Origin of the sequence: Pseudomonas sp. nanlin1 (genome assembly GCF_045571515.1) — a bacterium.
In the GTDB taxonomy this organism is placed as follows: domain Bacteria; phylum Pseudomonadota; class Gammaproteobacteria; order Pseudomonadales; family Pseudomonadaceae; genus Aquipseudomonas.
The window spans coordinates 3483711-3503520 of the sequence record NZ_CP124218.1 but is presented as its reverse complement, the minus strand read 5'-3'; the positions used below and the strand labels follow the sequence as shown (position 1 = coordinate 3503520).

Genomic DNA, 19810 nt, shown 5'->3' with positions numbered 1-19810 from the left:
AAGGCTCATGAGGGCCTCCTTCGCTTGAGTGGATGCTTGCGCTCCTGTAGTAACTGACAGGCTAGGCCGGAGGGTGTTGCAACCAGTTGACCGATGGTCATTGGCCATCTTTGTCGGGGAAGGGGGGAGCTGTGCGTTTTACGCTGTACCGCATTGAGGCAGGGCTCTATGATCGGCGGCAAGCCGGGCTAGGTTCTGTACGTAAAGTGCCTGCGCGTCGATCATGCTGCGTTAAAAACAGGCTCGGAATGCTCATTTACAACCAGTAAACTCCGCTTCCTCGCCTGTTTTTGCCTTGCCTGATCGCCGCTCGGCGACTTTACGTACAGAACCTAGGGTGCCGGGTAGCGCATGAGGGCGAACATGGTGGTTAAGGGGTTGGGGCTAGGGTGGCTGGTCGTCGTGATGCTGCTCAGTGGCTGCGCGAGTAATGGCCCGCAGTTACCGGGGCTGGCCGATCGGGTCGAGCTGAGCAGCGTGCCGTTCTTTCGCGGCAATGCCCATCAGAGCGCGCCTATGGTGTTAGCCAGTGTACTGTCCATGCAGGGGGTCAATATCTCCCCGGGGCTCGTTGAAACGGCGCTGGACGTGGAGCATCCCGCCGGCCTGGCCCAGTCGCTGCCTGAAGCCGCCCGTGGCTATGGCATGGTCGCCTACCCATTGGAACCTCAGTTGAACGCCCTGTTGGCGCAGGTCTCGGCGGGTTATCCGGTGGTCGTGCGCTATACCGAAGGTTCGCTCGTGTGGAGCGAACCGCGCTATGCCCTGTTAGTGGGTTACGACCGCTATAAAGAACGCGTGCTGCTGCGCTCGGGCATGCAGCGGCGCAAAGTGATGAGCTTCAGCAGTTTTACCTCCGCCTGGCAAGACGCTGGTTCCTGGGCTTTATTGGTACAAAGGCCGGAACAACTGCCTGCAAAGGTCGACCCCCAGCGCTGGCGCAGTGCCGCCCAGGCATTGGCCCGCTCGGGCCAGGAGCCTGCAGCGACCAGGGCCATCAAAGCCCTGGAACAACGCTGAGTTTAAACCCCGAAACGGTCCCGCAGGCTGTAGTACCAGGCACCCAGCGCGGTCAGCGGTGTGCCGAATAGGCGCCCGCCAGGGAACGGGTAGTGGGGCAGGCCGGCGAATGCGTCAAAGCGCTCGGCCTGACCGCGCAGTGCTTCGGCCAGCACCTTGCCTGCCAAGTGCGTATAGGTCACGCCATGCCCACTGCAACCTTGGGAATAGTAAATGTTGTCGCCGAGCCGACCTACCTGGGGTAAGCGCGACAGCGTGAGCAGGAAGTTGCCGGTCCAGGCGTAGTCGATTTTCACATGTTGCAGTTGTGGAAACGCCTTGAGCATCTTCGGCCGAATGATCGCCTCGATATTGGCCGGGTCGCGCGCGCCGTAAACCACGCCGCCACCAAAGATAAGCCGCCGGTCTGCCGAGAGCCGGTAGTAATCGAGCAGGTAATTGCAGTCTTCTACGCAATAGTCCTGGGGCAGCAAGCTGGCCGCCAACGCCTCGTCCAGCGGCTCGGTGGTGATCACTTGGGAGCCGCACGGCATGGATTTGGCGGCCAACTCCGGCACCAGGTTACCCAGGTAGGCATTGCCCGCCACGATCACGAACTTGGCCCGCACCCGACCTTTGGCGGTGTGCACCACCGGGTTGGCGCCACGTTCGATTTTTATGGCCGCGGACTGCTCGAATATACGCCCGCCAAGGGACTCCACTGCAGCCGCTTCACCCAGGGCCAGGTTCAGCGGGTGAATATGCCCGCCGCTCATGTCCAGCAGGCCACCTACGTACTGCTCGCATGCCACGGTTTCAGCCATGCGCTGGCGGTCGAGCAGTTCCAGCTGGGTATGCCCGTAGCGCTCCCACAGGGCTTTCTGGGCTTGCAGGTGACCCATTTGCCGTGGCGAGAAGGCAGCGAATAGGCCGCCGTCTTTCAGATCGCATTGAATGTTGTAGCGCGCCACCCGATCGCGGATGATGCGCCCGCCTTCGAACGCCATATGCCCCAGCAACTGCGCCTGCTCGGCGCCGACGCTGCGTTCGATGACGTCGATGTCGCGGCTATAACTGTTGACGATCTGCCCACCGTTACGCCCTGAGGCACCGAAGCCGACCCGAGCGGCCTCGAGTACGGTGACGGAAAAACCATGTTCCAGCAGAAACAACGCACTGGACAGCCCGGTATAGCCGGCGCCAATCACGCACACATCGGTTTCAACCACGTCCTGCAGGGCGGGGCGAAGAGGCGCTGCATTCGCCGACGCCGCGTAGTAGGACTGGGGGTAGGACGTGTTCGTCATCTTGTAACCCTGTTCTATATTTTTTACGTTGATTCGATGCTACCCGAGATCACCCAGGGCCACCAGTGCGGTACTGACAAGGGACAACGACAGCCGCCGGGTAGGGGTAAAAAAATACGGATATTCATGGGCTTAGGGAGAAAAACAGTTGACAGCGTTGCCCAGATCCGTAGAATCCCGCCCCACAGCAGGCACGTAGCTCAGTTGGTTAGAGCACCACCTTGACATGGTGGGGGTCGTTGGTTCGAGTCCAATCGCGCCTACCAAACAAAATCCGCTCTGCTGGGCGGTGTGAAAAAGGCGATCCCAATGGGTCGCCTTTTTTGTTGTGCGTGATTTTTGTGCAGCGTCTGGGCCGCTGCTAACTCGAAGTATTCCCTACTTCATACCATTGCACATCCGTAAGCCCACCGCCTTCGGCCTGAGCCTTGAGCTGCGCGACACCGGCCTCGGTCGCATTGAGCTGCGGACCCAGGTAAACGCCGCAATGCAGGGCGGCGTAGTGCCACGCATCAGTGTCGCTCATGGTGCGGTCGCGCTGGTTGAATCGAAATTGTGTGCCGTTGAAACGGTAAAGAATCACAAAATTACGCCAAGTACCCATCATTCAATCCTTGGTTGATGGCAATAAGACATGAGCGCGGTGTGCCGGTTCCCGAGTGTGCGATTTGGCGTGAACGATTTCGCCGTTTATACAACTAAACCTCATAGCGGCTATACACGGGAAATCACGGTGTCGATCTTAACCCTTGCTATCGGTTTGGGCATATCCGGCGTGCTGGTCTGGGGCATGGCCTATGTGCGTGAGCATTCGCCTGATGCCGGGTCAGGCTGTGGAGAATCGCCCGGGGGGCATGTGCTCAGAAGTGCAGATCAGGCCGACGACGGCCTGGCGATATTCGCTGAGCTGATCCTGGCAGTGACCTTGCTATTACTCGCCCTGCATTTTTGTGTCTAGAGGGGCCAGCCCCTGGTTGGCCAGCCCCTGGAAGGCCAGCCCCTGCATCTTGCAGTAATCGGCCCACTGCATGCCTGCCATTTCCGCGACTTCTCTGTGCACTTCAAGGCGCTGGGTCTGAAAAGCCTCAGGGCTTTCTGCCGTTAGTTGCAGGGTTAGTTCCCAGGCGAACAGGTCGCGCCGCTGGGCCTCTTCTTCAAACGCTTCATGCAAGCGTTCGGCGCGGTATTGTTCAGGCGTGAGCCCGGCCGCGCGAGCCAGCAATGGGTTGAGGTTATTGAGCTCGCTGGCCACCTCGGGATGATCGCTTAGGAAACGCTCCAAAGCTGCCTGATGACGTTGTTCGGGTTCGGGCATGCTGGCTCCGGCTTAAGGCTTGATGTCGTTCAGTTGGCAGTACTCGTTCCAAGCCATGCCTAAGGTCTCGGCGGCTTCTTGGTGGACTTCTCGACGCATGGCTTCCAGTTCGGCCGGCGACTGAGCGATCAGTTCCAAGGTCCACTCCCAGGGCTCAAAGCCTTGGGATTGTGCTTCGTCTTCGAAAGCCCATTCGATCTGTTGCTGTTGTTCACCGGGCTCCAGATCCTGAATTTCTTCCTTGAGGTCCGGTTTGAGCGCAAGAAATTTCGCAATGGCGGCTTCGTGTCTGTCTTCTTTGGCAATCATGGCCGGGCCTCTTGATAAAGTCGCTCATGATGCCATAGGCCCAGACCATTGGCACGGCAGCGCGCCTTCGGCGGGCCGATGAGGTAAAATTCGCGCCATTGAATTAGGAGGTGCAGCGTGCGCAAGGTGACACTAATGGTGGCAATGGCGGTACTGGCTGGTTGCGGGACCGGTTTCGAGGCGGCGCAACAGGCGGTTATCGACAAGCTGGAAACCCCGAAAGGCGCGCGCTTCACCAACGTTCGCACCACTGCCGAAGGTAATGTCTGCGGGCAGGTCAAGATGAAAAATCCTAATGGCGGCTACGACGGCTATCGCAGCTATGTGGCCCTCAAGCGGGGTAGCACATATGAGGCCGTTATCGATCAAGACGGCCGCAACCCCCAGGTGCTGCAAGCCTGCGGCACGCCGGAAGAAATCGCTGCCAATCAGATGGCCGATGCAGGCGTCGTCGAGCAGGCGGGCCAGCGCTGGGAAGTGCGGATCGTGCAGGGGCGCAATATGGGGGCGGTGACCGATATGGCCGCGCGCCTGGTGGAAAACGGCTTTGTCGCCAGCTTTGCCAAAGGCCCGGACGGGCAGACCCAAGTTTACCTGGGCCCCTTCGATAACAAGCCGCAAGCCGATGCCGAACGGGCCAGGCTAATGGCTTCGCGCGGTATCGAGTCCATCGTGGTGCCCCACGAGGAGGCGGCTCAATAGAACCGCTCTACGCTCACTTGCAGTTTCCTGCCTTGCGATAGCCCGCCGATTGCGCGGCAGATTCCGAGGCGAAAGTGACCTGGTTTTTTGAGGAGACTTGGGCATAGCCTGGGCACCCCTCCGGCAGGTGGTAAACATGGCTTCTACTGTTGCCAATGATTTTACCGGCCGGGGCAGAGGCGTCGGCGGTTTTCTTGGCCCCTGCTGTTTTGCCGGGAAGTGAACTGATCACGCCATCGCCTACGGTCTTATAGCCCGCAGTCCAGGTGCGCTCCCGGGTCACGAAAGGGTTGGGGTGCCCCATGATCGCGCTAATGCGTTTGTTGCGTTCTTGCTCCCAAGGCGTCACGGGGTACTGTTTGTCCCACGCCATCAGCAACTGCTGCTGTTGGCGGGACATGCTCAGGTTATAGCGGTCAAACATGTAGAAGGTGGTTCTGGCCACCAGGCCTTTGACTTCATCACGGGGTTCGGCGGCGCGCTGCTCGAAATCGACTTTGGTTTTGCACTGACCGTATTGAGGGACTATTGCCGACGCCATGCCATAGTTGAAGTTACTGCGGTCGCCGTTAACTTCGCCCACGGCCGGGTAAAGGTTGAACAGGTTAGCCTCCATGGCGCGGAATATCGGATCGTCGTCGACGCAGTGCTCACGCCCACCGTTCTGCCAACATTGCCGTTGGTGGCCGAACGTCCAGGCCGGCACGATATGTTCCCACTCGGTTCTCTGCGCGCGGGTGGCTTGTTTGCGCGCCTTGAGGCCACAGGAATTGGGGTCGATACGACCACCCGATTGCCCCACCCATGTCCATTTGCAGCCGCAGTAAAGCTCGCCCTGGGCGCTGTTGGCCTGGTCCAGGTAGACCTTCTGTTTGGCGATGACTTTGGCTTCGGTAAAAGTGCTAGGAGGGTCTGCAAGTGCAGTTTGGCTGACGAACAGGAGCAGCGTTAAAACGTAAATCAGTTTTTTCATGGAGGGCAATAATTCATATTCAGAGGGGGCCTATTGTACGTGGGCCGGTTCTTTTTGTTGCCAGTAAAGGTGCTGAACCCGCGCGGCGCTGTTCAGTCTTCTTTGGGCACGACCCAAAACAGCTGCACGCCGCCGTCATCACGCAAGGCGAGGGTGACATTGTCGTTTTCGCCGATCTCTTCAAGCATTTGCTCCCAGTCCGCGCTCGACTCTTGTTCGAGTTTGAACAACAGCGCCGATTTAGCCTTTTGCGCCTGGGTGGAGTTAATGATCTTCTGTATGCGTACCCCCATCAGTTCATAACTGCTCGGGGCTTTAGAGGCGGCGGGTTGACCGGCCATAGCGGTACTCCTTATTGTGCTGTATGGGCATACAGTATTTGAAACAAGCACGCTGTGCAATATCTGACGGTTAGTTGAGTCACTCTCCTACGTGAACCGAGGACGACTATCGCGGTATGAAATCACCCAGCCTCGCCGTTGACAAACCGCTGCTTCCTTCGCATAGTTTGCTAACGCAAACGTTTGCGATGTCACGCTTAGCTGAATCCTTCCCGCTGACATAGCATGCGCGCTGCCGAACAATAACCATAAGATCGGAGTGACCCCATGAAATTGCCCTTTGCCCCACGTCTGCTTGCCGTCTCCATGCTCACAGCGCTGTGCACCCTTGGTTCTCTGGGCATGGCCCAGGCCGAGACCGCGCAACCCCCTAAAGTGGCGCTGGTGATGAAGTCCCTGGCCAATGAGTTCTTCCTGACCATGGAAGATGGCGCCAAGGCTTACCAAAAAGAACATTCCGCTGATTTTCAGTTGATCTCCAACGGCATCAAAGATGAGTCCGACACCAGCAACCAGATCCGCATCGTCGAGCAGATGATCGTGTCCAAAGTCGATGCATTGGTGATCGCGCCGGCGGATTCCAAAGCCCTGGTGCCGGTACTGAAAAAAGCCACCGATGCTGGCATTATTGTGGTCAACATCGACAACCAACTTGACCCTGGTGTGCTCAAAAGCAAAAGCTTGAACATTCCCTTCGTAGGGCCGGATAACCGCAAGGGCGCCAAGCTGGTGGGTGACTACCTGGCCGGCAAGCTCAAGGCGGGCGATGAGGTGGGGATTATCGAAGGTGTTTCCACCACCACCAACGCGCAGATGCGCACCGCAGGTTTTAAAGATGCGATGGAAGGCGCCGGTATGAAAATCGTCGGCGTGCAGTCAGGCAATTGGGAGATCGACAAAGGCAATGCGGTCGCCGCGGCCATGCTCAACGAATACCCCAACCTCAAGGCCCTGCTGGCGGGCAACGACAGCATGGCGCTAGGCGCGGTTTCGGCGGTACGGGCAGCGGGCAAGGCGGGGCAGGTGCAGGTGGTCGGCTACGACAATATCAAAGCGATCAAACCGATGCTCAAGGATGGCCGAGTTCTGGCCACCGCTGACCAATTCGCAGCGCGCCAGGCGGTATTTGGCATTGAGACGGCATTGAAGATGCTGAAGAAAGAGAAGGTAGAAACCGACGCCAATGGGGTCATCCAAACCCCCGTCGAGCTGGTGACCCAACCTTAGCCAGTGCTGGCATTGCAGGCGCCCATTCGCAAGGGTGGGCGCGCGGAGGATGTATGTCAGATGTGCCTTCAAAGGTCGTATTAAGCGTTCGCGGCTTAGGTAAAACGTATGCCCAGCCGGTGCTGGCGGACGTCACGCTGGACCTTCTACAGGGTGAGGTATTGGCCCTGACCGGGGAAAATGGTGCGGGTAAGAGCACTTTGTCGAAAATGATCGGCGGGCTCGAAGTACCCACCTTTGGTGATATGCAGTACCTGGGCCAGGCCTACGCGCCAGGCAGTCGCACTTCGGCCGAGCGCCTGGGTGTGCGCATGGTGATGCAAGAGCTCAACCTGCTGCCGACGTTGTCGGTGGCCGAAAATCTGTTTCTTGATAACCTGCCCAGCCGCGCTGGTTGGATCAACCACAAGCGCTTGCGCGAGCAGGCCGTACAAGCCATGGCGCAGGTGGGCCTGGAGGCGATCGATCCAGACACGCTGGTGGGTGAACTGGGCATCGGCCACCAGCAAATGGTGGAGATCGCGCGTAATTTGATTGGCGACTGCCGTGTATTGATCCTCGATGAGCCGACGGCGATGTTGACGTCCCGCGAAGTCGAGATGCTCTTCGAACAGATCACCCGCCTGCGCGCACGGGGGGTGTCGATCATCTATATTTCCCACCGCCTGGAGGAGCTGGCCCGGGTGGCGCAGCGCATCGCGGTATTGCGCGACGGTAAACTGGTCTGCGTCGAGCCGATTGCCCGTTACAACAGCGAGCAGTTGGTGACCCTGATGGTCGGGCGCGAGCTGGGTGAGCAGATCGACCTGGGCGCGCGCCAGATCGGCGAAACGTTATTGCGTGTCGAGGGCATGAGCCGCGCCGGCAAGGTCGAAAACGTTTCTTTCGAGGTACGAGCGGGGGAGATCTTCGGCATTTCCGGGTTGATCGGGGCGGGCCGGACAGAACTGCTGCGTTTGATTTTTGGCGCCGACCGGGCGGACAGCGGCAGCGTTTCGGTGGGTTCGCCACTGCGGGCAGCTCGCATTACTTCGCCGGCCGACGCCGTGGGCCATGGCATTGCTCTGATCACCGAAGACCGCAAAGGCGAGGGGCTGCTGCTGTCGCAGTCCATCAGCGGCAACCTGGCGCTGGGTAATATGCCGGCGATTTCCCGGGGCGGGCTGATGGATGGCGGCCGCGAGCAAGCCCTGGCCGAGCGTCAAGTACAGGCGATGCACATTCGCAGCTCCAGCGTGCGGCAGTCGGTGGCGGAACTCTCTGGGGGCAACCAGCAAAAGGTCGTGATTGGCCGCTGGTTAGAACGCGATTGCCAGGTTTTATTGTTCGATGAGCCTACGCGCGGGATCGACGTGGGGGCCAAGTTCGACATCTATGCCTTGCTGGGCGATTTGACCCGGCAGGGCAAGGCGCTGGTAGTGGTGTCCAGCGACCTGCGTGAGCTGATGTTGATATGCGACCGCATTGCGGTGCTCTCCGCTGGCAAACTAATCGATACTTTCGAACGCGAGCATTGGAGCCAGGATGAGATCCTGGCCGCGGCGTTCGCCGGTTATCAAAAACGAGATGCGCTGGTCAGTGACACAGCGCCCAAGGACCTTGCATGAAAACCCCTACGATCGACGACTCGAGCGCCCCGGTCAAACGCAGCGGCACCTACTTTGGCCTCGGCACTTACCTGGGCCTGGCCGGTGCCTTGCTGGCGATGATTATCCTGTTTTCCCTACTGAGCAGTCATTTCCTGTCCTACGCCACGTTCAGCACCCTGGCCAACCAGATACCCGATCTGATGGTCCTTGCGGTGGGCATGACCTTTATCCTGATCATCGGCGGCATTGACCTGTCGGTGGGCTCGGTATTGGCCCTGGCGGCTTCGGCGGTCAGCGTGGCGATTCTGGGCTGGGGCTGGAGCGTATTCCCGGCGGCCTTACTGGGCATGGGCTGCGCGGCGTTGGCCGGGACCATCACCGGTTCGATCACGGTGGCCTGGCGTATCCCTTCTTTTATCGTTTCTCTGGGTGTGCTGGAAATGGCACGAGGGGTCGCTTATCAAATGACCGACTCGCGCACCGCCTATATCGGCGATGCGTTCGCCTGGTTATCCAACCCTTTTGCCTTTGGCATTTCACCGTCGTTCATCATTGCCCTGGCCGTAATCGTGGTGGCCCACCTGGTGTTGACCCGAACCGTATTCGGCCGTTACCTGATTGGTATCGGCACCAACGAGGAGGCGGTCCGGCTGGCCGGCATCAACCCCAAACCCTATAAGATTCTGGTGTTCTCGCTAATGGGCCTGTTGGCAGGGCTCGCCGCGCTGTTCCAGATCTCACGGCTGGAAGCAGCTGACCCGAACGCCGGCTCCGGCCTTGAGCTGCAGGTCATCGCTGCGGTGGTGATCGGCGGCACCAGCTTGATGGGCGGCCGTGGTTCGGTGATCAGCACCTTCTTTGGGGTGCTGATCATTTCGGTTCTGGCGGCCGGTTTGGCCCAGATCGGTGCTTCTGAGCCGACCAAACGCATCATCACCGGGGCCGTTATCGTGATTGCCGTGGTGCTCGATACTTACCGTAGCCGACGTTCTCGCCAGCGGAGCTGAGCATGGCCACCATTAAGGATGTCGCTGCCCTCGCGGGTATTTCCTACACCACCGTGTCCCATGTGCTGAACAAAACCCGGCCGGTGAGCGAGCCCGTGCGCTTGAAAGTCGAGGCGGCCATTGCCCAGCTCGATTACGTACCCAGCGCGGTGGCCCGCTCGTTGAAGGCCAAGAGCACCGCCACCATTGGCTTGCTGGTGCCCAACAGCATCAACCCGTATTTTGCCGAACTGGCTCGGGGCATCGAAGATTATTGCGAGCGCATGGGCTATTGCGTAATCCTCTGCAATTCGGACGATGACCCGGACAAACAGCGCAATTACCTACGGGTCTTGTTGGAAAAACGCGTTGACGGCCTGGTGGTCGCTTCGGTCGGGAGTGACGATGGCCTGGTGGAATCGCTGGCGACGGCGCGTACCCCATTGGTGATCGTCGATCGGGCGTTGCAGGGCGTGGAGGCGGACTTGGTGTGTATTGACCATGAGCAAGGCGGCTACCTAGCGACACGTCATCTGCTGGAGTTAGGCCATCGAGATATCGCCTGCATTAACGGGCCTTCCGACACCCGCGTGGCGCAGATGCGTTTGGCCGGCTACCGGCGCGCCTTGGCCGAGTTCTCGGTGGCCTGGAATGAAGCCCGCGTATTGCCCAGCGATTTTACCGGCCCGGCCGGTTACCTGGCCGCCGCCGGGCTGCTGGATAGCGCACGGCCGACGGCGATCTTCGCTGCCAACGATATGATTGGCATGGGCGCGCTGCGGGCCGCTGCCGAGCGCGGTATCGCGGTGCCTGCTCAGCTGTCAGTAATCGGTTTTGATGATATTCAGATGTGTCGCTATGTCTATCCGGCGCTCACCAGTGTTGGGCAGTCGATCTTGCAGTTGGGTGAGCGGGCGGCTGCGCGCTTGCTCGACCGAATCGCGGGCAGGGCCGATGCAGGGGCCTCCCAGCAAGTGATAGAGCCCCGGTTAATGGTGCGAGAGTCGACCGCACCGCCTTTTCCTATTCAGTGAATCTTGCCGTTCAGGCAACGAGAGTGCAGGTACATGCAAGCAAATGTGGTGGTAGTGGGCAGTATCAATATGGACCTGGTGGCGCGCAGCAAGACGCTGCCGCGCCCAGGCGAAACGGTGGTCGGTAGCGAATTTGCCACCGTGCCCGGCGGTAAAGGTGCGAACCAGGCCGTGGCCGCTGCGCGGCTGGGCGCCAAGGTGGCGATGGTCGGCTGCGTGGGTGCCGATGCCTATGGTGAGCAGTTGCGAGCGGCACTGGTAGCCGAATCCATCGACTGCCAGGGGGTCAGTGTGGCTGAGGGCCAGCCCAGTGGGCTCGCATTGATTGTGGTCGATGCCAGCAGTCAAAACACCATCGTGATCATTGCTGGCGGTAATGCTTGCCTGCTCCCGGCCAATGTTCAGCGCCTCGATAGCTTGCTCCAGCAAGCCGAAGTGGTGATTTGCCAGCTTGAGGTGCCGTTGGATACGGTGGCTCATACCCTGGCGCGCGCTCGCCGTTTAGGCAAGACCGTGATTCTCAACCCCGCGCCGGCCACTGGCCCGTTGCCAGACAGCTGGTACGCCAACATTGATTACCTGATCCCCAATGAAAGCGAGGCGCAAACCCTCAGCGGTGTTGCCGTGGATAGCCGCGCCAGCGCTCAGGCAGCGGCTGAGAAGTTGCGCGCCTTGGGGGCCGGGACGGTCATCGTCACCCTTGGCGCCGAGGGCGCGCTATTAGTAGGCGAGGGCGGCGCCGTACATTTCCCAGCGCCAGTGGTGCAGGCGCTAGATACCACCGCCGCGGGCGATACGTTCGTCGGTGCATTTGCCGCAGCGCTTGCCGGTGGCCAATCGGAGCGCGAGGCGATTCTGTTCGGCCAGCGTGCAGCTGCGCTATCGGTTACCCGTGCCGGGGCTCAGCCCTCTATTCCGCACCTGTGCGAACTCAGTAAGCAGGCTCAGCCATGAAAAAGACCCCCTTATTGAACATTGCCCTGTCGCGCTTGATCGCCTCACTGGGTCATGGTGACCTGGTGGTGATCGGCGATGCGGGCCTACCGGTACCGCCTGGGGTCGAGTTGATCGATTTGGCCTTGACCCCCGGTACGCCCAGCTTTATCAGCGTGCTCAGTGCGGTGCTGACAGAAATGCAGGTGGAGAGCCACGTGCTGGCCAGTGAGATATTCGACCGCCAGCCACCGGCCCTGGCCACGCTCCAGCAATTGCAAGCGTGCGGTATGTTGGGCGCCGCGCGGACCCTGGACCACGAGGCGTTCAAGGCGCTAACGGCCAAGGCCCGCGCGGTGGTACGAACGGGCGAGTGCCAGCCGTACACCAATATTGCGCTAGTAGCGGGCGTGACGTTTTAAACCTTACCGCTCCCCCACGCACAAGGAGTGCCCATGCGTCGTTTCAATTCTCTACTCAAAGGTATTTTTTTAATGGCATTGCTCTCGGGTAACGCGGCTACGGCAGCCGACAAAATCGATCTGATCATCGATACCGACCCTGGAGCGGACGATGTCGTCGCCTTGTTGCTGGCCATGGCATCACCCGACGAATTGAACATCCGCGCCATCACTACGGTTGCGGGCAATGTGCGTCTGGACAAAACGTCCCGTAACGCGCGCCTGGCCCGTGAGTGGGCGGGTCGCACTGACATCCCCATCTACGCCGGGGCTCCACGGCCGTTGTTGCGCACGCCGATCTATGCCGCCAATATCCATGGCGCCGAAGGGCTGCCGGGTGTGCCCGTGCACGAGCCCACCCTTGGTCTGGCCGAAGGCAATGCGGTGAACTACCTGGTGGACACCTTGCGCAAGGCCAAGCCCCACAGCATTACCCTGGCCATGCTGGGCCCGCAGACCAATCTGGCGTTGGCCTTGATCCAGGCACCGGAAATCACCCAGGGGCTCAAAGAGGTCATCGTCATGGGGGGCGCGCATTTCAATGGCGGCAACATCACCCCTGTGGCCGAATTCAACCTGTTCGCCGACCCTGAAGCGGCGGAGGTGGTACTGGGTAGCGGCGTCAAGCTGACTTACGTGCCGTTGGACGTCACCCACAAAATTCTCACCAGTGAAGCCAGGTTGCAGCAGATAGCAGGGCTGGATAACCGTGCAGGTCAGTTGGTGGGGGACATTCTCAACGAGTACGTCAAGGCTGACATGCTGCACTATGGCCTGCCCGGTGGCCCGGTGCATGATGCCAGCGTAATTGCCTACTTGCTCCAGCCAGAGTTATTCAGTGGCAGGGAGATCCATATGAGCGTCGATAGCCGGGAAGGGCCCACTTTCGGTCAGACCATCGCCGACTGGTACGGCACCTTGAAGCAGCCTGCCAATGTGCTATGGATCGAGAATGGCGATGCGCAAGGGTTCTTCGACCTGCTCACCGAGCGCCTCAAGCGCCTGCCTTGATCTCCGTTAGCAGGCCGAGTACCCCCACGGCGTTCAGGGTCGCTGCGTCCGGCGCATCGCTGGCGTAGCGCTCGAATACCTGGCGGATAAACGAGCGAGCGGCTTCTGTGCCGAGCTCCTTGACCAGCACATCGACGCCGATGATTGCCAGTTCCTCGGGGTTGCCAGGGCTGTATGAGCTCTGGCCTTGGGGCCATTCGACGCGAATGTCGGCCTTGATCGATACGTTTGCCATGATGGGCTCGCAGTGGGCTTAGGGTGCCTGCGATTGTCGGTGCAGGTTGTTGCAGTAAAGCATTTTGCATGCTTTTTGGCACTGCTACTTAGGAATAACGCTGGCCCTTGTGCCAAACTGAAGCCTCTTTAGGCGGTAGAGAACCCTCGTGCAGATAGATCTGAACGACCCTGCGCAATTCACCTCAGAAGCCGTTAGGCAACTGATTGCGTTGGGCGATAGCAAGGTCCACAACCAGCTGAGGGTCACCCGTCAGGGGCTGGCCTATTTGTCGGCGGGGGTGGTCGGTGGTACGGACATCGGCAATTTGAGCTTTCGCCTTGAGACCTGGGCGGCCGGTTCGGGCTACGTAGGGCCTGAGGCGGCTTTGGATGCAGCCTGGGTTGAACAAATTTTCAACGCCCTTAGGCAGCATTGGCCTACGCCGAAGTCTGACTATATCGACATCTACTGAAGCCCTTCCAAATATTCAGTCACAAACCGAGCGGGCAGGGTGCGGCGCAGTGTTGCAAACTGCAACCCATGCAACCAAAGACTTCAGTGATGGTCGCAAGGAATCATATTTTTATTTTTAGAGGGGGCCTCATGCTTCACACGCGTGCATCACTGGTTTCGCTGTTGGCTGTTTTGCTATTGGCGGGTTGTTCCAGTAAAGACTCGCCGTCAGACTCTGTGTCGGCGGCGCCCGCACCTACCGACGGCCGCTGCAGCGCCGAACTGGCCCAATTCGCTGTGGGCAAACCAGCCTCCGCCGAACTCCTCGAGCAGGCACGCGCTCGTTCTGGGGCCCAGACCGCACGTATCCTCAAGCCCAGGGACATTGTTACGTTGGAATACCGCTCTGAGCGTTTGAATCTGAACGCCGATGACGCAGGTATCATCAACCGCGCCAACTGCGGCTAAACAGGGCTTAAACGCCGCCCATAAAAAAACCCGTCTAGGACGGGTTTTTTTTAGCTCGGGGAGGATTACTCGCCGCGAACTTGAGCAGCTTGCATGCCCTTTTGGCCTTTCTCAGCCACGAACGAAACGGTCTGGCCTTCTTTCAGGCTTTTGAAACCGTCGGATTCGATAGCTTTGAAGTGTACGAACAGGTCGTCACCGCCACCTTGAGGAGTGATGAAGCCGAAGCCTTTCTCATCGTTGAACCATTTTACGGTGCCGGTCTGGCGATTAGACATGGTGTATCTCCAAGAAACATAATATTCAGTAGTGCTGTGCTGCTCAGGCCAACTGGGCACACGAGAGATATCATAGTCTAAATGTTGCTTCATGAACCCCCCCCAAGCCTGCCTGATGATGTAAATCGAAATATTTTTTCTTCGCGCGCAGCCAAGTCCCCGATTTCATTGGGTTTAACGGAATTAAATCGTGTGAAAAAAATCCGTGAAACCCTGATTCGGGGAGCGAAATCCGTGTTTTTCTGCCGCCCAGCTGACGTAAGTGTCATGTTCTGGCCGTTTCGCCTTCTATTGGCCCCGGCATGCCTGGGCGTCTTTGAGTACGGTCGCGTGAAGCTTTTCGTTGTCAGTCGAGGAGGGTTGGTTCAACTTGACCAGCTCCGCCTCGCTGAACTTGCTTGCAGCGCTATTGGCGATGCACGAGCAATGTTTCTGGGCGTCAGCTGCGCTGACCTTTGCCTGAGCCTTGGCGGCCGTCGTGCATTGTTCCATGAACTTGGCTTTTTCCCCGGCGGGCCAAGCAGCGTGGGCGCCAAGCGGCAGCAGCAAGGCAATGGCGGAAGCGAGTGGGAGTAATTTTTTAAGACGCATACCGGTGCTCCTTGTAGATCGTTAGTACTAACTATGACGCTTGCGATATCTGAACCCCGTGAGCGGCGGCAAGTTCACCTGGGTATGCACGCTGCAATATTTTTGCGCGATGGCTAAAGCCAGCGCCGCAAGGGCTCAACTGTGCTAGCATGCTCGGCCCTGTGAATGGGTGCATCACGCGCCAGTACCAGGCTTAACCTATTCTTTGATTTTCCAGTCACTCTGGTTCGCTTCACGGTTGGCCCTACGGCTCCTGCCAATGTAAGGCAGGCATACCTGGCGGATCGCGTACTGGCTCATCCCAACCCACGTGACCTTTGGTAGGGGTCACCACTAGGAGAGGAGGCGCCATGCCCACTATTACTCTTCCCGACGGCAGTCAGCGTTCATTCGATCATGCGGTCTCCGTGGCCGAGGTAGCCGCGTCTATCGGTGCCGGTTTGGCCAAGGCCACGGTGGCCGGCAAGGTCAACGGCCAGTTGGTCGACGCCTGTGACCTGATCGAAAGCGATGCCACCTTGCAGATCATCACGCCTAAAGATGCCGAGGGCCTGGAAATCATTCGTCACTCTTGCGCCCACTTGGTGGGGCATGCGGTGAAGCAGTTGTACCCCACCGCCCGTATGGTGATCGGCCCCGTCATTGACGAAGGCTTTTATTACGACATCGCCTACGAGCGGCCGTTTACCCCTGAAGACATGGCGGCCATCGAGCAGCGCATGCAACAACTCATCGATACCGACTACGACGTGATGAAGAAAGTCACCCCCCGTGCCGAGGTGATCGAAGTGTTCAAGGCGCGCGGTGAAGACTATAAATTGCGCCTGGTCGAGGACATGCCTGAAACCCAGAGCATGGGCCTTTACTACCACGAAGAATACGTTGATATGTGCCGCGGCCCGCACGTGCCGAACACGCGCTTCCTGAAGTCGTTCAAGTTGACTAAGCTGTCCGGCGCCTACTGGCGCGGTGACGCCAAGAACGAACAGCTGCAGCGCGTTTATGGCACGGCATGGGCCGACAAAAAGCAGTTGGCCGCCTATATTCAGCGCATCGAAGAAGCCGAAAAGCGTGACCATCGCAAAATTGGCAAACGCCTGAACCTGTTCCACCTCCAGGAAGAAGCGCCTGGAATGGTGTTCTGGCATCCCAATGGCTGGACGCTCTACCAAGTGCTCGAGCAGTACATGCGCAAAGTACAGCGTGATCACGGCTACCTAGAGATCAAAACTCCGCAAGTGGTCGATCGCAGCCTGTGGGAAAAGTCCGGGCATTGGGCTAACTATGCCGAAAACATGTTCACCACCCAGTCGGAAAACCGCGACTACGCGATCAAGCCCATGAACTGCCCTTGCCACGTGCAGGTGTTCAACCAAGGCCTGAAGAGCTACCGCGAGTTGCCACTGCGCCTCGCCGAATTCGGTGCGTGCCACCGTAACGAGCCTTCGGGGGCGCTCCACGGAATCATGCGGGTTCGCGGTTTTGTGCAGGATGATGCGCATATTTTCTGCACCGAAGAGCAGATGCAATCCGAGTCGGCCGATTTCATCAAGCTGACCCTGGCGGTGTATGCCGACTTTGGTTTCAAGGATATCCAACTCAAGCTGTCCACCCGTCCCGAAAAACGCGTGGGTTCCGATGAGCTTTGGGATCGCGCAGAAGCCGCCTTGGCCTCGGCGCTGGACAGCGCGGGCCTGGCTTACGACCTGCAACCGGGCGAGGGTGCGTTCTATGGGCCGAAGATCGAATTTTCCCTGAAGGACTGCCTCGGCCGGGTATGGCAGTGTGGTACCCTGCAGCTCGACTTCAATCTGCCGATCCGTTTGGGTGCTGAGTACGTTGCCGAAGACAACGCGCGTAAACACCCTGTCATGCTTCACCGCGCAATCCTCGGTTCTTTCGAGCGTTTTGTCGGTATCCTGATCGAGCACTACGAAGGCGCCTTCCCGGCCTGGCTAGCGCCAACCCAGGCAGTGATTATGAATATCACTGATAAACAAGCGGATTTCGCCCTCGAGGTGGAAAAAAACCTGGCCGAAAGCGGTTTTCGTGCCAAGTCCGACTTGAGAAATGAAAAGATCGGCTTTAAAATCCGTGAGCATACTTTGCTCAAGGTTCCGTATCTCCTCGTTATCGGAGATCGGGAGGTTGAAACGCAAACTGTCGCTGTGCGTACCCGTGAAGGTGCAGACCTGGGCTCCATGCCCGTCGCTCAATTCACCGAGTTCCTCGCACAAGCGGTTTCCCGGCGTGGTCGCCAAGATTCGGAGTAATTACTATTAAGCGTGAAATGAGACAAGATAAACGAGCTGCACCGAAAGCACCGATCAACGAGAATATCTCGGCACGCGAGGTGCGATTAATTGGCGCTGACGGCGAGCAGATTGGCATCGTCTCTATCGATGAAGCGCTTCGTATCGCTGAAGAGTCCAAGCTAGACCTGGTGGAAATCTCCGCAGACGCCGTCCCACCCGTATGCCGGGTGATGGACTACGGCAAATCGATCTTCGAAAAGAAGAAGCAGGTTGCTGCGGCGAAGAAGAACCAGAAACAGATTCAAGTGAAAGAAATCAAGTTTCGTCCAGGGACGGAGGAAGGGGATTACCAGGTAAAACTTCGCAACCTGGTACGTTTCCTGAGTGATGGGGACAGGGCCAAGGTATCCTTGCGATTCCGCGGCCGTGAGATGGCCCACCAGGAGCTGGGTATGGAGCTGCTCAAGCGGGTCGAACAAGACCTGCTCGAATACGGCGCCGTCGAACAGCATCCTAAGATGGAAGGACGCCAGCTGATCATGGTCATCGCCCCCAAGAAAAAGAAATAACCACCAGGGCACGGCAGGCCTTGCGGTTATGTTTATCAACTGAATGCGGAGTATCCGAACATGCCAAAGATGAAGACTAAAAGTGGTGCAGCTAAGCGGTTTTTGAAAACCGCCAACGGCATCAAGCACAAACACGCTTTCAAGAGCCACATCCTGACCAAAATGTCGACTAAGCGTAAGCGTCAATTGCGCGGTAGCAGCTTGCTGCATCCGTCTGACGTGGCAAAAGTCAAGCGCATGCTGCGCCTTCGTTAATTTCGGTCAAAGATAGAGGACTAACTCATGGCTCGTGTAAAGCGTGGCGTCATTGCCCGTAAGCGTCACAAAAAAATTCTGAAACTTGCTAAAGGCTACTACGGCGCGCGTTCACGCGTATTCCGTGTTGCCAAGCAAGCGGTTATCAAAGCAGGCCAATACGCCTACCGTGACCGTCGTCAGAAAAAACGTCAGTTCCGCGCTCTGTGGATCGCTCGTATCAACGCTGGTGCTCGCAACAACGGTCTGTCCTACAGCCGTTTCATCGCCGGCCTGAAAAAAGCTTCCATCGAAATCGACCGCAAGGTTCTGGCCGATCTGGCAGTGAACGAAAAAGCGGCGTTTGCTGCGATTGTCGAGAAAGCTAAAGCCTCGCTGGCCTAAGTACCCCGACAATCACCCTTGGTCGCCGCTGGTGGCCTGGGGTGTTGAACGTCATAAATAGGGGAAGAGCCTTCTAAAGCTCTTCCCCTATTTCGTATCTGGAGTCTGTACATGGAAAACCTGGATGCGCTGGTCTCCCAAGCTTTGGAAGCCGTGCAACGTGCTGAAGACATCAATGCCCTGGAGCAAATCCGGGTTCAATTCCTTGGTAAAAAAGGTGAGCTGACCCAGGTGATGAAGACCTTGGGCAACCTGCCTGCTGATGAACGGCCGAAAGTCGGTGCGCTGATCAACGAGGCCAAGGAGCGTGTTACAGAGGTCCTTAACGCACGCAAGGCGGCGTTCGAAGAAGCCGAACTGAGTGCCAAGCTGGCTGCTGAGCAGATCGACGTCACCTTGCCTGGCCGCGGCCAAGTCTCAGGCGGTCTGCACCCGGTGACGCGAACACTGGAGCGCATCGAGCAATTCTTCACCCACATAGGCTACGGCATTGCCGAAGGCCCTGAGGTCGAAGACGACTACCATAACTTCGAAGCACTCAATATCCCCGGCCACCACCCGGCGCGGGCGATGCACGACACCTTCTATTTCAATGCCAACATGCTGCTGCGCACCCACACCTCTCCGGTGCAGGCGCGGACCATGGAGTCGCAAAAGCCGCCTATCCGCATCGTTTGCCCAGGCCGGGTTTACCGTTGCGACTCGGATATCACCCACTCGCCTATGTTTCATCAGGTCGAGGGGCTACTGATCGACCGCGACATCAATTTCGCGGACCTCAAAGGCACCATCGAAGAATTCCTGCGGGTGTTTTTCGAAAAGGAACTGGCTGTACGGTTTCGGCCTTCCTTCTTTCCGTTCACCGAACCCTCGGCTGAAGTCGATATCCAGTGTGTCATGTGCAGCGGCAAAGGTTGCCGGGTGTGCAAGCAGACTGGCTGGCTGGAAGTGATGGGTTGCGGCATGGTGCATCCGAACGTGTTGCGCCTGTCCGGGATCGACCCCGAGGAGTTCCAGGGGTTTGCGTTCGGCATGGGCGCCGAGCGTCTGGCCATGCTGCGTTACGGCGTCAATGATTTGCGCCTGTTCTTCGACAACGATTTGCGCTTTCTCGCGCAATTTCGCTAGTCGTAACGAACCTTTCAGGAGAGCA

At 58.4% G+C, this 19810-nt stretch carries 26 protein-coding genes and 1 tRNA gene; 18 read left to right on the top strand and 9 right to left on the bottom strand.

Features of this window, described 5'->3' with window-relative positions; all coding sequences use genetic code 11:
* Positions 1–363 precede the first annotated feature (363 nt).
* Positions 364–1020 (top strand): peptidase C39 family protein, encoded by a 657-nt coding sequence (locus QCL65_RS16260; protein WP_407310440.1) that lies wholly within the window; start codon positions 364–366, stop codon positions 1018–1020.
* Positions 1021–1022: 2 nt separating this feature from the next.
* Here QCL65_RS16260 and QCL65_RS16255 read toward each other — a convergent pair whose 3' ends face one another.
* Positions 1023–2306, bottom strand: coding sequence for an NAD(P)/FAD-dependent oxidoreductase (locus QCL65_RS16255; protein ID WP_407310438.1), 1284 nt, complete (start codon positions 2304–2306; stop codon positions 1023–1025).
* Positions 2307–2495: 189 nt separating this feature from the next.
* On the opposite strand from QCL65_RS16255, the gene QCL65_RS16250 reads away from it, so the two are divergent.
* Positions 2496–2572, top strand: a tRNA-Val gene (locus QCL65_RS16250).
* Positions 2573–2667: 95 nt separating this feature from the next.
* On the opposite strand, the gene QCL65_RS16245 is transcribed toward QCL65_RS16250, so the two are convergent.
* Complete coding sequence (locus QCL65_RS16245; protein WP_407310436.1) at positions 2668–2910, bottom strand: DUF6555 family protein; 243 nt, start codon at positions 2908–2910, stop codon at positions 2668–2670.
* 30 nt (positions 2911–2940) lie between these two features.
* Between QCL65_RS16245 and QCL65_RS16240 the strand changes: the two genes are divergently transcribed.
* The gene (locus QCL65_RS16240) at positions 2941–3264 is read left to right on the top strand and encodes a hypothetical protein (protein ID WP_407310434.1); all 324 of its coding nucleotides are present in this window, start codon (positions 2941–2943) and stop codon (positions 3262–3264) included.
* Here QCL65_RS16240 and QCL65_RS16235 read toward each other — a convergent pair.
* On the bottom strand, positions 3238–3621 hold the full coding sequence (locus QCL65_RS16235) for a DUF6388 family protein (protein ID WP_407310432.1): 384 nt from the start codon (positions 3619–3621) through the stop codon (positions 3238–3240). The two genes, QCL65_RS16240 and QCL65_RS16235, sit on opposite strands and share 27 nt — an antisense overlap.
* 12 nt (positions 3622–3633) lie before the next feature.
* Positions 3634–3930, bottom strand: coding sequence for a DUF6388 family protein (locus tag QCL65_RS16230; protein WP_407310429.1), 297 nt, complete (start codon positions 3928–3930; stop codon positions 3634–3636).
* Between the two features lie 117 nt (positions 3931–4047).
* On the opposite strand from QCL65_RS16230, the gene QCL65_RS16225 reads away from it, so the two are divergent.
* A complete protein-coding gene (locus QCL65_RS16225) occupies positions 4048–4632 on the top strand; it encodes an SPOR domain-containing protein (RefSeq protein WP_407310427.1) in 585 nt (194 codons plus the stop codon).
* A gap of 13 nt (positions 4633–4645) precedes the next feature.
* Here the strand turns inward: QCL65_RS16225 and QCL65_RS16220 are convergent, their stop codons facing one another.
* Positions 4646–5605, bottom strand: a complete 960-nt coding sequence (locus QCL65_RS16220; protein WP_407310425.1) for an endonuclease — start codon at positions 5603–5605, stop codon at positions 4646–4648.
* Positions 5606–5697: 92 nt separating this feature from the next.
* Entirely contained in the window at positions 5698–5946 is a 249-nt protein-coding gene (locus tag QCL65_RS16215; RefSeq protein WP_407310423.1) for a DUF1654 domain-containing protein, read from the bottom strand.
* A gap of 267 nt (positions 5947–6213) precedes the next feature.
* Here QCL65_RS16215 and QCL65_RS16210 point away from each other — a divergent pair, with 267 nt between their 5' ends.
* The 7 genes from QCL65_RS16210 to QCL65_RS16180 all read left to right on the top strand — a co-directional run bounded on the left by QCL65_RS16210 (position 6214) and on the right by QCL65_RS16180 (position 13187).
* On the top strand, positions 6214–7173 hold the full coding sequence (locus QCL65_RS16210) for a sugar ABC transporter substrate-binding protein (RefSeq protein WP_407310421.1): 960 nt from the start codon (positions 6214–6216) through the stop codon (positions 7171–7173).
* Positions 7174–7226: 53 nt separating this feature from the next.
* The gene (locus QCL65_RS16205) at positions 7227–8780 is read left to right on the top strand and encodes a sugar ABC transporter ATP-binding protein (RefSeq protein ID WP_407310419.1); all 1554 of its coding nucleotides are present in this window, start codon (positions 7227–7229) and stop codon (positions 8778–8780) included.
* The gene (locus QCL65_RS16200; RefSeq protein ID WP_407310417.1) at positions 8777–9769 is read left to right on the top strand and encodes an ABC transporter permease; all 993 of its coding nucleotides are present in this window, start codon (positions 8777–8779) and stop codon (positions 9767–9769) included. The genes QCL65_RS16205 and QCL65_RS16200 overlap by 4 nt, the downstream gene beginning before the upstream one ends.
* Before the next feature lie 2 nt (positions 9770–9771).
* Positions 9772–10782, top strand: a complete 1011-nt coding sequence (locus QCL65_RS16195) for a LacI family DNA-binding transcriptional regulator (protein WP_407310415.1) — start codon at positions 9772–9774, stop codon at positions 10780–10782.
* A gap of 33 nt (positions 10783–10815) precedes the next feature.
* Positions 10816–11736: a ribokinase gene (gene rbsK / locus QCL65_RS16190; RefSeq protein ID WP_407310413.1), complete on the top strand. Its 921-nt coding sequence runs from the start codon at positions 10816–10818 to the stop codon at positions 11734–11736.
* On the top strand, positions 11733–12137 hold the full coding sequence (gene rbsD / locus QCL65_RS16185; protein WP_407310411.1) for a D-ribose pyranase: 405 nt from the start codon (positions 11733–11735) through the stop codon (positions 12135–12137). The genes rbsK and rbsD overlap by 4 nt, the downstream gene beginning before the upstream one ends.
* Before the next feature lie 72 nt (positions 12138–12209).
* The gene (locus QCL65_RS16180) at positions 12210–13187 is read left to right on the top strand and encodes a nucleoside hydrolase (RefSeq protein WP_407316887.1); all 978 of its coding nucleotides are present in this window, start codon (positions 12210–12212) and stop codon (positions 13185–13187) included.
* Here QCL65_RS16180 and QCL65_RS16175 read toward each other — a convergent pair.
* Complete coding sequence (locus QCL65_RS16175; RefSeq protein ID WP_407310409.1) at positions 13171–13422, bottom strand: hypothetical protein; 252 nt, start codon at positions 13420–13422, stop codon at positions 13171–13173. The two genes, QCL65_RS16180 and QCL65_RS16175, sit on opposite strands and share 17 nt — an antisense overlap.
* 148 nt (positions 13423–13570) lie before the next feature.
* Between QCL65_RS16175 and QCL65_RS16170 the strand changes: the two genes are divergently transcribed.
* Positions 13571–13876 (top strand): hypothetical protein, encoded by a 306-nt coding sequence (locus QCL65_RS16170; RefSeq protein ID WP_407310407.1) that lies wholly within the window; start codon positions 13571–13573, stop codon positions 13874–13876.
* Between the two features lie 131 nt (positions 13877–14007).
* On the top strand, positions 14008–14325 hold the full coding sequence (locus QCL65_RS16165; RefSeq protein ID WP_407310405.1) for an I78 family peptidase inhibitor: 318 nt from the start codon (positions 14008–14010) through the stop codon (positions 14323–14325).
* Between the two features lie 65 nt (positions 14326–14390).
* Here the strand turns inward: QCL65_RS16165 and QCL65_RS16160 are convergent, their stop codons facing one another.
* Both QCL65_RS16160 and QCL65_RS16155 read right to left on the bottom strand, forming a co-directional pair.
* On the bottom strand, positions 14391–14603 hold the full coding sequence (locus QCL65_RS16160; RefSeq protein ID WP_003234260.1) for a cold-shock protein: 213 nt from the start codon (positions 14601–14603) through the stop codon (positions 14391–14393).
* Between the two features lie 288 nt (positions 14604–14891).
* Positions 14892–15194, bottom strand: a complete 303-nt coding sequence (locus QCL65_RS16155; RefSeq protein ID WP_407310402.1) for a hypothetical protein — start codon at positions 15192–15194, stop codon at positions 14892–14894.
* Between the two features lie 350 nt (positions 15195–15544).
* Between QCL65_RS16155 and thrS the strand changes: the two genes are divergently transcribed.
* The 5 genes from thrS (at position 15545) to pheS (ending at position 19785) form a co-directional block, all read left to right on the top strand.
* Positions 15545–17467, top strand: coding sequence for a threonine--tRNA ligase (thrS, locus tag QCL65_RS16150; RefSeq protein ID WP_407310400.1), 1923 nt, complete (start codon positions 15545–15547; stop codon positions 17465–17467).
* Positions 17467–18018 carry a translation initiation factor IF-3 gene (gene infC, locus QCL65_RS16145; RefSeq protein WP_407316885.1) on the top strand — a complete coding sequence of 184 codons (552 nt, stop codon included), beginning with the start codon at positions 17467–17469 and terminating at the stop codon, positions 18016–18018. Before thrS ends, infC begins: the two co-directional genes overlap by 1 nt.
* 60 nt (positions 18019–18078) lie before the next feature.
* Positions 18079–18273, top strand: a complete 195-nt coding sequence (gene rpmI, locus QCL65_RS16140) for a 50S ribosomal protein L35 (RefSeq protein WP_407310398.1) — start codon at positions 18079–18081, stop codon at positions 18271–18273.
* Between the two features lie 27 nt (positions 18274–18300).
* Positions 18301–18657: a 50S ribosomal protein L20 gene (gene rplT, locus QCL65_RS16135; RefSeq protein WP_407310396.1), complete on the top strand. Its 357-nt coding sequence runs from the start codon at positions 18301–18303 to the stop codon at positions 18655–18657.
* Positions 18658–18768: 111 nt separating this feature from the next.
* On the top strand, positions 18769–19785 hold the full coding sequence (gene pheS, locus QCL65_RS16130) for a phenylalanine--tRNA ligase subunit alpha (protein WP_407310394.1): 1017 nt from the start codon (positions 18769–18771) through the stop codon (positions 19783–19785).
* The last annotated feature ends 25 nt before the right edge of the window (positions 19786–19810 follow it).